Here is an 11,500-nt window from a genome sequence, read left to right on the forward strand (position 1 = left end):
GCACCCGAAACATCTCCGGATCTGGAACGGTGGTGCACCGACCGGTTTCCGGGGTTCCTCGCTCGGTGTCGGCTACTCGCAATCGCGCGTATAGCCGCGGTGCACGGCGGTACCGGATCTCGTCGCGTGTGGCGTTCGACCGGTGCGAACAGGTGCGGCGTCACGGTTCGTCGGGACGGGCTTCCTCGTCGGTACCGGTGCTCCGGATGCGGCGCGTGGTGCGGGCGCCGCGGAAGGCGGCGGCGAGGCGGGTGTGCGGCTGCCAGTTCAGGCCGTTGGGCAGGCCCCAGCCGAATCGGACGGCGGCGAGCCTGAGCACCAGCGAGAAGGCGATACCGGCGACGATGCCGACGGCGGGTGCGCCCAGGTAGGTGGAGATCACCATGGTTCCGGCGACCACGGCGGCGACGGTGGCGTAGAGACCGTTGCCGCCGAAGACGGCCGGTACCCGCCGGAGCAGGACATCGCGGGTGGCGCCGCCGCCGACCGCGGTGGTGATGCCCAGCAGGACGGCGGGGAGCCAGCCGAGGCCCGCGGCGAGGGTTTTCTGGGCGCCGGTGACCGCCCAGAAGCCGATCACGGCGGCATCGAGGGCGGTGAACAACCGGTCCCAGGAGTGTTCGCTGAGGTGGATGAGGAACGAGATGAGAGTTCCGGCGACGGCGGTGGGTAGGTAGGCGTAGTCGGTCAGCGCTACCGGTGGGCCCTGCTGGAGCAGGGTGTCGCGGATGATGCCGCCGCCCAGTCCGGAGACGATACCGACGACGAGGAACCCGAACAGGTCGAGTCCCTCGGTGCGGGATACCGCGCCGCCGAGCATGGCGCAGGCGAAGACTCCCGCGAGGTCGAGATAGCGCGTGACCTGGTCGATGGTGTCGATGGGTGCGGCCACCGCAGCAAACTAACACGCCCGGTTTCCGGTTTTCGGTGGTGGTGGGCGCCGCGGGCGGGGTGCGTGGCGCCCACCGGGCAGGTCAGACGCGGGGTTTCACGGTCGGTCCTCCGCCGGCAGCGAGCCGCATGAGGTCGGTGTCGAGGTCGACGCCGGTTTCGCTACCTCCGGCGCTCCCGAAACTGTGCTGGTAGCTGTCCCATGATTCGTTTTTGACCTGGTGCGCGAACCCGCTCTCCATCAGCAGTACCAGTTCGAGTGCGGCGCGGTCGATGCGCTTGTCGAGGTCGGTATCGCTCCAGTCCTCGGAGGCGGCGAACAGTGAGGTGGGCACGGTCATGGTGCGCAGGAACGCGAACAGGGCGCGCATCTGTTCGTCGACGACGAGGGCGTGTCGGGAGGTACCGGCGGTGGCGGCCAGGATCACCGGTTTGGCGATGAGCAGATCGTTGTCGAGGACGTGGAAGAAGGAGGTGAGCAGGCCGCTGGGTGCGGCTTTGTAGACGGGGGCGGCGACGATCAGGCCGTCGGCGGCGGCGAGCGTGTCGATGGCGGCGGTCATCTTGGGGCCCATGAGCTGGGAGACCAGCGCGGTGGTGATCTCGGTGGCCAGTTCCCGCAGGTCGATGACGGTGACAGTGGTAGTGGCCCCGCGGCGGCGGGTGAGTGCACCGATACGTGCGGAGACGCGGTCGGCGAGCATACGGGTCGAGGACGGGTTGCTGGTGCCGCCGCTGACCACGACCAGCCGGTAGGGCGTGGTTCCCTGGCCGTTGGTGGTTGTCATATCTCGTTCCCTTTCGTGGTGTCGGCGAGTTTGCCGCAGATCTGTTCGAGGGTGCGCAGTTCTTCGTCGGTCAGGACACCGGTCAGGGCCCGGGCGACGCCGACGGCGTGGCGGCCGCCGATGCGGCGTTGCCGGGTCCGGCCCTCGGTGGTGAGTGAGAGCCGGACCCCGCGGCCGTCGTGCGGGTCGCGGGTGCGTTGGACGAAGCCGCGGTCGATGAGGCGGTCCACCATCCGGGACAGTGCGGGCTGGGTGAGCAGGACGTGCCGGTTGAGTTCGGCGGGGCGGATGGGTTCGGGGCATTTGGACAGCGTGTAGAGGACGTCGTACTCGCGCATGGTGAGTCCGTGCCACACGTCCTGTGCCGCGAACTGTTTCATCAGTAGCGCGTGCGCGGTCAGTACCGCTTCCCAGGCGTCGTTGGCGAGTCGTCCGCTGGTCCTGGCCGTTTCCGCGCCGGGGCTTCGGGGCCCGGCGGGCGGGAGCGCGGGATCGTCACGCTCCCGCCCGGCTACTGCGCGCGGACCGGGCTCGCTCATGCTGTCTCTCCTCGGCGTATGAGCGGGGGCCCTGCGTGGTCACGCTTCGCTACCGACTCCGGGCCTGTCCCGCTCATACGGTGGCGTCCTGGTAGGGGCTGGCGCCGGCCAGGTTGTCGCCCTGGTTGGCGTTGGGGCGGGCCTGCCGGGCCGGCTTGTCACCGTATTCGGCGGCGACCCGGGCCGTGTGGGTGGGCGCGGGCGCGGATTCGGGGTCGCGGCGGTCGTCGAGTTCCTTGCGCAGGACGGGCACCACTTCCTCGCCGAGCAGGTCCAGTTGGTTCAGGACCGTTTTCAGCGGGAGGCCGGCGTGGTCCATCAGCCACAGCTGACGCTGGTAGTCGCCGAAGGTGTCGTGGAAAGTGAGGGTTTTGTCGATGATCTCCTGCGGGCTGCCGACCGACAGCGGGGTCATCTCGGCGAAGTCTTCCAGCGAGGGGCCGTGGCCGTAGACGGGGGCTTCGTTGAAGTAGGGGCGGAATTCGTTCCAGGCGTCCTGGGATTTCTTGGCGATGTAGGCCTGGCCGCCGAGTCCGACGATGGCCTGTTTCTTGGTGCCGTGGCCGTAGTGCTCGAAGCGCTGCCGGTAGAACTCGATGAGCTGCAGCGAGTGGGCGGTGGGCCAGAAGATGTGGTTGGCGAAGAAGCCGTTGCCGTAGTAGGCGGCCTGTTCGGCGATCTCCGGGGTGCGGATGGATCCGTGCCAGACGAACGGTGGCACACCGTCGAGCGGGCGCGGGGTGGCGGTGAAGCCCTGCAGCGGTGTCCGGTAGTTGCCTTCCCAGTCGACGACGTCTTCGCGCCACAGCTGGTGCAGAAGGTTGTAGTTCTCCAGGGCCAGCGGTAGTCCGGCGCGGATGTCCTTGCCGAACCACGGGTAGACGGGTCCGGTGTTGCCGCGGCCGAGCATCAGGTCCATGCGTCCCTTGGACAGGTGCTGCAGCATGGCGTAGTCCTCGGCGATCTTCACCGGGTCGTTGGTGGTGATCAGGGTGGTGGCCGTGGTGAGGATCAACCGTTCGGTGGTGGCCGCGATATGGCCGAGCAGCGTGGTCGGTGAGGAGGAGAAGAACGGCGGGTTGTGGTGCTCGCCGATGGCGAAGACGTCGAGGCCGACTTCTTCGGTTTTGCGGGCGATCCGGACGATCGCGTCGATCCGTTCGGTTTCGCTGGGCGTCACGCCGGTCACGGGATCGCGCGTGATGTCGCTGACCGAGAAGATTCCGAACTGCATCGTGTGTCACTCCCACCGTAGTTTCTATGCGTTTGCATCTACTTGAACGGCGGGGGTGGTGGGGTTATTCCACAGGCCGGCCGAATGGTGTGGCGGCGACGAGTCCGGACAGGATTCGCAGGGCGGATTCGGCGGATGAGCCGGGTTCGGCGGTGTAAACGGCCACCCGTTGTCCCTCGTCCTCGGGAAGGGTCATGAACTCGGTCGTGAGCGTCATGGCGCCGACGACCGGATGGTGGTGGGTGCGGGTGGAGCCGCCGCAGTCGGCCACGGAGTGCGCGGCCCAGAGGGTCGCGAAGTCGGGGCTCGCGAGGGTCAGGTCACCGATCAGATTGCTCAGGGCGGGTGCGCCGGGATGCTGTCCGGCGATCAGGCGCAGGTCGGCCACGGTGGATCGGGCTTTACGGGGCCAGTCGTCGTACAGTTCGCGCGTATGGGGGTCGAGGAACACCATGCGGGCGATATTGGGGCGATCGTCGGGACGGTTCGGCGCGTCGACGTCGAGATGGCCGGCCAGTAGCGCGTGTGCCATCGGGTTCCAGGCGAGGATGTCGACGAACCGTCCCAGGACGAGGGCGGGTACGTCACCGAACGAGTCGATCATGCGTCGTACGCCGGGCCGCACCTGCTCGGGCTCGGCGATAGTACGGCGGCGACCTTTCGGTTTCGGCCGGGCCAGGGAATACAGGTGCGCGCGCTCGGCCTCGTCCAGACGCAGGACGCGGGCGACCGCGTCGAGGACGGAATCCGAGGCATTGGGGCTCTGTCCCTGTTCGAGACGGGTGTAGTAGCCCGCGCTCACGCCGGCGAGCTGCGCGAGCTCCTCGCGGCGCAGTCCCGGCACCCGGCGCCGGCCTCCGTACACGGGCAGACCGGCCTCCTCCGGTTGCAGCCGGGCCCGCCTCGATCGCAGGAATTCGCCCAGCTCGGTGTACGTGCTCACGGCTACCAGTCTCGCGGATCCGCGGCCGGTGAACCTGCACCTGCCGGATGCACCCATCGCGGGTGTACCTACGGCAGTGGTCTGGGACCGGGGCACCGGCCGTCGCAGGCTGATGTCAAGGGGCCGAACCGGAGGAGAGGACAGCGATGAGGATTCTCGTGATCGGGGCGACGGGCACTATCGGTGGCGCCGTCGCCGCGGGGCTGTCGGTGCGTCATCGGGTGGTGCGTGCGTCACGTCGTGGGCCCGCGCGGGTTGATATGGCGGATACCGCGACGATCGATCGGCTGTTCGCCGAGGTCGGCGCGGTGGATGCCGTGGTGTGCTGCGCCGCGAGCGGCGGCCTGACGCCGCTGGACGCCCGGTCGGATACGGCGTTCTGGGCAGGTCTCGACGGGAAACTCGTGGGGCAGGTGGATCTGGTCCGGCGAGCGGCGGCCCGGGTACGGGACGGCGGTTCGGTGACCCTCACCAGCGGCCGGTTCACCGAACCGGTCCCGGGGAGTTCGCTCGGCTATCTGGTGAACGCGGGCCTGGAGGCGTTCGTGCAGGCCGCGGCGATCGAGATGCCGCGCGGTATCCGCCTGAACACCGTCAGTCCGGGCTGGGTGCGCGAAACCCTGATCGGACTGGGTATGGACCCGGCCGGCGGCACCCCCGTGGCCGATATCGCTCAGCTCTATGTGGACGCGGTGGAGGGCACTGTCCACGGCCGGACGCTCTCGGTCGGTAGGCCGCGCGGGCCTGCCCGCGGCGGCGCTCGAGTGGTCGGCGCGGATTCGTGACTGTCGTCCGGGTGAGGTCACTCGGCCGGAGCCGGGCGCGGTGCGGGCGAGCGCAGGGGCGCCGGCTGCCGGTTCAGGGAGTCGAGGTCGCGGATCGCGGCGCAGCTGCGCCGGATCATGGCGGCGAACATGGCGTCGCCGCGTTCGGACGCAGTGCCGTAGGCGGCGCCGAACACCACCACCAGCGGTCCCTGGAGAGCGGCGAAGCGATAGTCCTGCCAGCAGTCCTCGACGGTGTAGCCGGTCACGCCCAGTTCGGTGAGGCGCTGGTGATAGGTGGTGACGAGGTCTTCCTCCGCGGTACGGCGGATCTCGGGGTCGAGTCCGGTGGTGATGAAGTAGGCGAGATCGCGGGCCGGGAGGCCGAGATTGACGGTCTGCCAGTCGACGGCGGTGACCCGCGGTGTGGCGCCGGTACCGAAGAGCAGGTTGTCCAGGCGGTAGTCGCCGTGGACGAGCCCGAACCGTTCGGGGCGGGCGAGCAGCCAGTCGGCGATCACCTCGCCGCAGGCGCGCAGGGTGGTGTGGTCTTCGGTGGTGAGCCGGTGCCCGAGCCGGTCCAGGAAGATATCGGTGGTGGGTCCGTAGAGTTCGCGCAGCGTTTCCGCTTCGCCGGGGCCGTTGCGGCTGAACCCCTCGATTTCGAGCAGGGTGTCGTCGCACCAGCGGGGGGCGTGCAGGCCGGCGAGATCGGCGACCGCCGGATGGGCGTGCGCGACCGGACAGCCGGCGATCTGGTCCCCTTGCCGGTCGGGGGCGAGGTCTTCCAGCAGGAGTACGAATTCGGCTCCGTCGCCGTGGATCTCGGCATGATGGCAGCGGGGTGTGCGGATGGCGACGGTGGGAGCGATCTCGGTGTAGAAGCGGACCTCCTGGCGGTAGGCCCCGGCCAGCATGGCGCGTACGCCGGGGTCGGCGGCGGGTAGTTTCGCCAGCAGTTGTCCCGGGACCCCGTCGCCGGTGAGCCGTAATCGGTGCACCGTGCCGATCTGGCCGGTGCCCACGGCTTCGGCGGTGACGGCGGTGACGCGGCGGCCGAGGGCGGCGGTGAGCCAGTCGGGAGTGAGGCCGGCGATATCGGTGGGGCTGGTCATGCGCGGCTCCTGCCGGGGTTGGCGGGCAGGCCGGCGAACCGGGCGGGGTCGCGGTGCCGCCGCCACGCGTCGAGGACGGGGGCGAGTTCGGTGGGAGTGTTGCCGTGCAGGATGACACCGTCGGCGCCGGCGTCGAACTGGTCGGCGATCCGCGCGGCGCACTTCTCGGGGGTTCCGGTGGCGGAGGCAGCGAGCCATTCGGCGGGCAGCAGGTCTTCGACCGCGGCGAGGGTGGTGGTGTCGGCGACGGCGTCGAGGGCACCACCGGCGCCGGTGACCAGGGGGTGCGCGCGGAAGTCGTCGAGTACCTGCGGGTCCCAGCCGTTGACCTGGGCGAGGATATCGCCGTAGCCCTGAAGGTAGGTGCCGAGGCGGCCGACGAGTTTGCGCAGGCGGGCGGTTTCGCCCTGGGTGTCGTCCACGACGGCCAGGACCGACCAGATCCGGACGGTCGCGGGGTCGCGGCCGGCGGCCGCGGCGGCGGTGCGGATGGTGTGTACGGCACGCGCGGTGGTGTCGTCGGTGAAGAAGGTGTGCAGGACGACGGAGTCGGCGATCTGTCCGGCCAGGCGCAGGGTGTTGGCGCCGATCGCGGTGAGGGTGATCGGGATGGCTTCGTCGTAGGTGGGGTCCAGGTGCAGGATCGGGTAGTCACCGGCGGGCCCGTGGTGGCCGACGACGGTTTCGCCGCGCCAGAGCCGCCGGTAGAGGTCGGTGGCGTCGCGCAGTTGGGCGGAGGTGATCCGGGGCAGGCCGATGACGTCGAAGAGCGCGCCGAATCCCCGGCCGAGGCCGAGGCTGTAGCGGCCCCTGGTGAGGCGGTGCAGGGTGACGGCGCCGGCGGCGGCGATCAGCGGGTGGCGGGTGTTGTGGTTGGTGGCGGCGGTGCAGATACCGAGTTCGGTGGTGACCGCGCCGGCGGCGGCGGCGAGGGCGAAGGCTTCTTTGGTGTTGAAGCGTTCGGACAGGAACACGGCGCCGAGGCCGAGGTGTTCGGCATCGCGGGCTTCGTCGAGCAGGATGTGCGGGTCGGTGGCGTGCCCGGCGAGGCCGTAGCAGCCGAGTTCGGGGAATTCGGTCACCGGGAACCGTCCTCGGTATCGCGGCCGCCGATCATGCGGTGCAGTTCGTCCTGGGTCCAGGGCTGGGTGTCGTGGTGGTCGCGGAAGGCGAGGATGCTCGGGGTCGGGCGGTCGTAGCGGCCGACGAATCCGCCCGCGGCGACGAAGATCTGCCCGGTGATCTGTTCGGCGGCCGCACCGGCGAGGTACAGGTACAGCTGGGCGACCCAGTCGGCGGGTGGGGCGTCGAGGGCGGCGTTCTTGCTGATCTCGTCGAGCATGCCGCGGCGGTAGAGCTCCATGATCTTTGCTTCGTAGGCGAATCCGCTGGAGAGCCGGGTTTTGGCGCCGGGACAGACGATATTGGCGCGGACTTTGTGTTCGGCGAGTTCCGCGGCTATGGCGAGGGTGAGGGAGTTGACCGCGCCTTTGCCGGCGGCGTATCCGGTGCCGCCGTAGTCGCCCAGGTAGGCGAAGGAACTGGTGTTGATGATGCTGCCGCGGCCCTGGGCGACCATTTTCGGGGCGGCGGCACGGCAGGTGTTGAACGTGGTGGTGAGGTGGGAGTCGAGCAGGGCGTGCCAGTCGCGGGTGCTGACGTCGAGGATGGAGGATCCGGCGGGTTCGGCGATACCGGCGCAGTTGACGAGGACGTCGATGGCGCCGAAGGTGCGCACGCAGGTGTCCACGAGTTCGGTGGCGGTGGTTTCGTCGGCGGCGCTGCCGGTGACGCCGACGGCGCGGTGTCCGGCCAGGGCCAGGGAGTTGACGGTGCGTTCGACTGCGGGTGCGTTGCGTCCGTTGACGACCACTCCGGCGCCGTGCCCGGCCAGGGCGTGGGCGACGGCGTGGCCGATGCCGCTGGTGGCGCCGACGACGACGGCGCCGCGTCCCCACAGGGTCTGGTTTCCGCTCATGGGCCTGTTCTCGCTCGTTTCTCTCGCCCGAACACTATTCCGTACAGGTGTCCGGACAGTATGGCATTCTGACGGCGTCCCGGTGGCCGATCGCAGTGTCGCGCGGACCGGCACGCCTTGCTTGCGCACAACACCCCGTAGTACTGTCCAGACAGGTGTCTACCATAGATCCTGGACAGTAATCTGGGGAAGGATTTCCACATGACTTCGGTGAAACCGCCGCGGGTGTCCGGAGGCGAACACGAGCACGGCCACCTGGAGGAGTTCCGCACCGACCCGATCGCGCTGATGCGCCGGGTCCGCGAGGAATGCGGTGATGTCGGTGAGTTCGAACTCGCCGGCCGTCACGTCATCCTGCTGACCGGCGCCGAAGCGAACGAATTCTTCTTCCGCGCCGCCGACGAGGACCTCGACCAGGCCGCCGCCTACCCCTTCATGAAACCGATCTTCGGCGAAGGTGTGGTGTTCGACGCCAGCCCGGAGCGGCGCAAGGAGATGCTGCACAACTCCGCGCTGCGCGGCGACCAGATGCGCGGGCATGCGGCGACCATCGAAAAAGAGGTCGACCGGATGCTGGCGACCTGGGGTGACGAAGGCGAGATCGATCTGCTCGACTTCTTCGCCGAACTCACCATCTACACATCCTCGGCCTGTCTGATCGGAACCAAGTTCCGCGAGGAACTCGACAGCCGGTTCGCGCACCTCTACCACAACCTGGAGCGCGGGACCGACGCGCTGGCGTACGTGGACCCGTATATGCCGATCGAGAGCTTCCGCATCCGCGACGAATCCCGCGCCGCGCTGGTCGAGCTCGTGCAGGAGATCATGAACGGGCGGATCGCGAACCCGCCCGCCGACAAAGAGGACCGCGACCTGCTCGATGTGCTGGTCTCGGTGAAGAAAGAGGACGGCACCCCGCATTTCAGTGCCAGTGAGGTCACCGGCATCTTCATCTCGATGATGTTCGCCGGGCACCACACCACCTCGGGTACCGCCGCCTGGTCGGTGATCGAACTGCTGCGCCACCCCGAAGTACTGTCCGGCGTGGTGAAAGAACTCGACGAGCTCTACGCCGACGGCCAGGAGGTGAGCTTCCACGCGCTGCGCCAGATCCCGCAACTGGAGGCGGTGCTCAAGGAGACGCTGCGGCTGCATCCGCCGCTCATCATCCTGATGCGCGTGGCGCAGGGCGAGTTCGAGGTGTGCGGGAACCGGATCGAACCCGGCGATCACGTGGCCGCGACGCCCGCGATCTCCAACCGGCTGCCCGAGGATTTCCCGAACCCCGACAGTTTCGATCCCGGCCGCTATATCGACCCCAATCAGGAAGACCTGATCAACCGCTGGACCTGGATCCCGTTCGGCGCCGGCCGCCACCGCTGCGTCGGCGCGGCCTTCGCGCTGATGCAGCTCAAGGCGATCTTCTCGGTGCTGCTGCGGGACTGGGAATTCGAGATGGTGCAGCCTTCGGAGTCCTACCGCAACGACCACTCCAAGATGGTGGTGCAACTGCAGCAGCCGTGCCGGGTGCGGTACCGCCGCAGGCAGCAGGAGAACTAGATGGCCTACGTCATCACCCAGCGCTGCTGCAACGACGCCAGTTGCGTGGCCGAATGCCCGGTGGACTGTATCCGGCCCCGGCCGGAGGATCCGCAGTTCGCGACCGCGGAAATGCTCTACATCGATCCGGACACCTGTATCGACTGCGGCGCCTGCTACGAGGCATGCCCGGTGGACGCCATCTACGCCGAGGAGGATCTGCCGCCGTATCTGGACGGGTTCCGGGAGGTCAACGCGGGCTATTTCGCCCGGCACCCACTCGAACCGGATATGTCCGCCCCGGCACCGGTGCGGCGCCTGGCCAAAGACCTGGGCACGCTGCGGGTGGCGATCGTGGGCACCGGCCCGGCCGCCTGCTACGCCGCCGAACAGTTGCTGGTCGCCGGGACGGTCGAGGTGGAGATGTTCGACCGGCTCCCCACCCCGTGGGGTCTGGCCCGCTACGGTGTCGCACCGGATCACGCCCAGACCCGCGGGGTCACCGATATGTTCGCGTCCGCGTTCAAACGTGATGCGCTGCAGATGTATCTGAACACCGAGATCGGTACCCATCTCACCCATACCGAACTGCGGGAGAGCGCGCACGCGGTGATCTACGCGGTCGGCGCGCCCGCCGACCGGCGGCTCGATGTGCCCGGGGAGGAATTGCCGGGCAGCGTATCGGCCACCGAATTCGTGGCCTGGTACAACGGCAACCCCGGCTACGCCGACCGCGAATTCGACCTGTCCGGGGAGCGGGCGGTGATCGTCGGCAACGGGAACGTGGCCCTGGATATCGCGCGGGTGCTCACGATGGATCCCGACGAACTGGCGCGCACCGATATCGCCGATCACGCACTGGCCGCGTTACGGGAGAGCGCGATCCGCGAGGTGGTGATCCTGGGGCGCCGCGGGGTGCTGCAGGCGGCCTACACCGCGCCCGAATTCCGGGCGCTGGCACAGCTCGACGGTGTCGATATCGTGGTCGATCCGGGTGACCTCGTCTTCGACGAGGCCGCGCAGGCCTACCGCACCGGCTCGGACGCACCCTATGAACTCGGGCTGAAACTGGCCGCCGCCGAGGAATTCGCCGCCCGTCCGCCGCACGAGGGCAACAAACGGATCGTCTTCCGGTACTGCGTCTCCCCCACCGAGATCGTGGGCACCGACCGGGTGACCGGGTTGCGGTATGTCCACAACGAACTCACCGGCCCGGCCGCCACACCGACTGCCCGGCCGACCGGGGAAACCGGGGAAGTCGATACGTCGCTGGTCGTGCGCGCGGTCGGATATCGGGGTGAACCGGTGGGTGAGCTGCCGTTCGACGAACAGCGCGGTGTGCTGCCGACGGCGGACGGCCGCGTGGTGGACGCGGCCGGGGCGCCGGTGACCGGTGTGTACGCGGCGGGGTGGATCAAACGTGGGCCGCGCGGGGTGATCGGGTCCAATCGGGCCGATGCGGCGGAGACGGTGGCCGCGATCCTCGACGATTTCAAGGCCGGGGTTCTGCCGGTTCCCGGCCGGGACCGGGCCGCGCTCGCGGATCTGGTGCGGACCCGGCAGCCCGAGGTGGTCGACCGTACGGCGTGGCAGGCGGTGGACCGCGCCGAACGTGCCGCGGGCGCGGCCGCCGGGCGTCCGCGGGTGAAGCTGGCGACGGTGGAGCAGCTGCTCGCCACCGCGCGCCGCGGCTGACGCCGGCCGGCCCG

General features: G+C 69.1%; 11 protein-coding genes. 3 read left to right on the forward strand and 8 right to left on the reverse strand.

Annotation, left to right across the window (positions count from 1 at the left end; genetic code table 11):
• Window positions 1–160: 160 nt before the first annotated feature.
• The 5 genes from ACWEWT_RS05080 to ACWEWT_RS05100 form a co-directional block, all read right to left on the reverse strand.
• Window positions 161–892: a trimeric intracellular cation channel family protein gene (locus ACWEWT_RS05080; protein WP_452556303.1), complete on the reverse strand. Its 732-nt coding sequence runs from the start codon at window positions 890–892 to the stop codon at window positions 161–163.
• 82 nt (window positions 893–974) lie between these two features.
• Window positions 975–1,679 (reverse strand): CE1759 family FMN reductase, encoded by a 705-nt coding sequence (locus ACWEWT_RS05085; RefSeq protein ID WP_452556305.1) that lies wholly within the window; start codon window positions 1,677–1,679, stop codon window positions 975–977.
• Window positions 1,676–2,218 (reverse strand): MarR family winged helix-turn-helix transcriptional regulator, encoded by a 543-nt coding sequence (locus tag ACWEWT_RS05090; RefSeq protein WP_452556307.1) that lies wholly within the window; start codon window positions 2,216–2,218, stop codon window positions 1,676–1,678. Before ACWEWT_RS05090 ends, ACWEWT_RS05085 begins: the two co-directional genes overlap by 4 nt.
• A 73-nt stretch (window positions 2,219–2,291) precedes the next feature.
• Window positions 2,292–3,452 (reverse strand): LLM class flavin-dependent oxidoreductase, encoded by a 1,161-nt coding sequence (locus ACWEWT_RS05095; protein ID WP_452556309.1) that lies wholly within the window; start codon window positions 3,450–3,452, stop codon window positions 2,292–2,294.
• 64 nt (window positions 3,453–3,516) lie between these two features.
• The gene (locus ACWEWT_RS05100) at window positions 3,517–4,395 is read right to left on the reverse strand and encodes a helix-turn-helix transcriptional regulator (protein ID WP_452556311.1); all 879 of its coding nucleotides are present in this window, start codon (window positions 4,393–4,395) and stop codon (window positions 3,517–3,519) included.
• A 146-nt stretch (window positions 4,396–4,541) separates the two neighbouring features.
• Between ACWEWT_RS05100 and ACWEWT_RS05105 the strand changes: the two genes are divergently transcribed.
• Entirely contained in the window at window positions 4,542–5,180 is a 639-nt protein-coding gene (locus tag ACWEWT_RS05105; RefSeq protein WP_452556313.1) for a short chain dehydrogenase, read from the forward strand.
• 17 nt (window positions 5,181–5,197) lie between these two features.
• On the opposite strand, the gene ACWEWT_RS05110 is transcribed toward ACWEWT_RS05105, so the two are convergent.
• The 3 genes from ACWEWT_RS05110 to ACWEWT_RS05120 are packed head-to-tail and all read right to left on the reverse strand — an operon-like array spanning window position 5,198 to window position 8,252.
• On the reverse strand, window positions 5,198–6,274 hold the full coding sequence (locus ACWEWT_RS05110; RefSeq protein WP_452556315.1) for a phosphotransferase: 1,077 nt from the start codon (window positions 6,272–6,274) through the stop codon (window positions 5,198–5,200).
• Window positions 6,271–7,356 carry a TIGR03857 family LLM class F420-dependent oxidoreductase gene (locus tag ACWEWT_RS05115; RefSeq protein WP_452556317.1) on the reverse strand — a complete coding sequence of 362 codons (1,086 nt, stop codon included), beginning with the start codon at window positions 7,354–7,356 and terminating at the stop codon, window positions 6,271–6,273. Before ACWEWT_RS05115 ends, ACWEWT_RS05110 begins: the two co-directional genes overlap by 4 nt.
• Window positions 7,353–8,252 carry an SDR family NAD(P)-dependent oxidoreductase gene (locus ACWEWT_RS05120; protein ID WP_452556319.1) on the reverse strand — a complete coding sequence of 300 codons (900 nt, stop codon included), beginning with the start codon at window positions 8,250–8,252 and terminating at the stop codon, window positions 7,353–7,355. Before ACWEWT_RS05120 ends, ACWEWT_RS05115 begins: the two co-directional genes overlap by 4 nt.
• Before the next feature lie 201 nt (window positions 8,253–8,453).
• On the opposite strand from ACWEWT_RS05120, the gene ACWEWT_RS05125 reads away from it, so the two are divergent.
• Window positions 8,454–9,812, forward strand: coding sequence for a cytochrome P450 (locus ACWEWT_RS05125; RefSeq protein ID WP_452556321.1), 1,359 nt, complete (start codon window positions 8,454–8,456; stop codon window positions 9,810–9,812).
• Window positions 9,813–11,486 (forward strand): 4Fe-4S binding protein, encoded by a 1,674-nt coding sequence (locus ACWEWT_RS05130; RefSeq protein WP_452556323.1) that lies wholly within the window; start codon window positions 9,813–9,815, stop codon window positions 11,484–11,486.
• The last annotated feature ends 14 nt before the right edge of the window (window positions 11,487–11,500 follow it).

The sequence above is a fragment of the Nocardia sp. NPDC003963 genome (assembly GCF_053605105.1).

What these genes read in the sequence shown, in the direction of transcription:
- ACWEWT_RS05120 (WP_452556319.1), bottom strand. Translation starts at nt 8,252, where the DNA reads ATGAGCGGAAACCAGACCCTGTGGGGACGCGGCGCCGTCGTCGTCGGC.
- ACWEWT_RS05110 (WP_452556315.1), bottom strand. Translation starts at nt 6,274, where the DNA reads ATGACCAGCCCCACCGATATCGCCGGCCTCACTCCCGACTGGCTCACC.
- ACWEWT_RS05085 (WP_452556305.1), bottom strand. Translation starts at nt 1,679, where the DNA reads ATGACAACCACCAACGGCCAGGGAACCACGCCCTACCGGCTGGTCGTG.
- ACWEWT_RS05125 (WP_452556321.1), top strand. Translation starts at nt 8,454, where the DNA reads ATGACTTCGGTGAAACCGCCGCGGGTGTCCGGAGGCGAACACGAGCAC.
- ACWEWT_RS05090 (WP_452556307.1), bottom strand. Translation starts at nt 2,218, where the DNA reads ATGAGCGAGCCCGGTCCGCGCGCAGTAGCCGGGCGGGAGCGTGACGAT.
- ACWEWT_RS05095 (WP_452556309.1), bottom strand. Translation starts at nt 3,452, where the DNA reads ATGCAGTTCGGAATCTTCTCGGTCAGCGACATCACGCGCGATCCCGTG.
- ACWEWT_RS05105 (WP_452556313.1), top strand. Translation starts at nt 4,542, where the DNA reads ATGAGGATTCTCGTGATCGGGGCGACGGGCACTATCGGTGGCGCCGTC.
- ACWEWT_RS05130 (WP_452556323.1), top strand. Translation starts at nt 9,813, where the DNA reads ATGGCCTACGTCATCACCCAGCGCTGCTGCAACGACGCCAGTTGCGTG.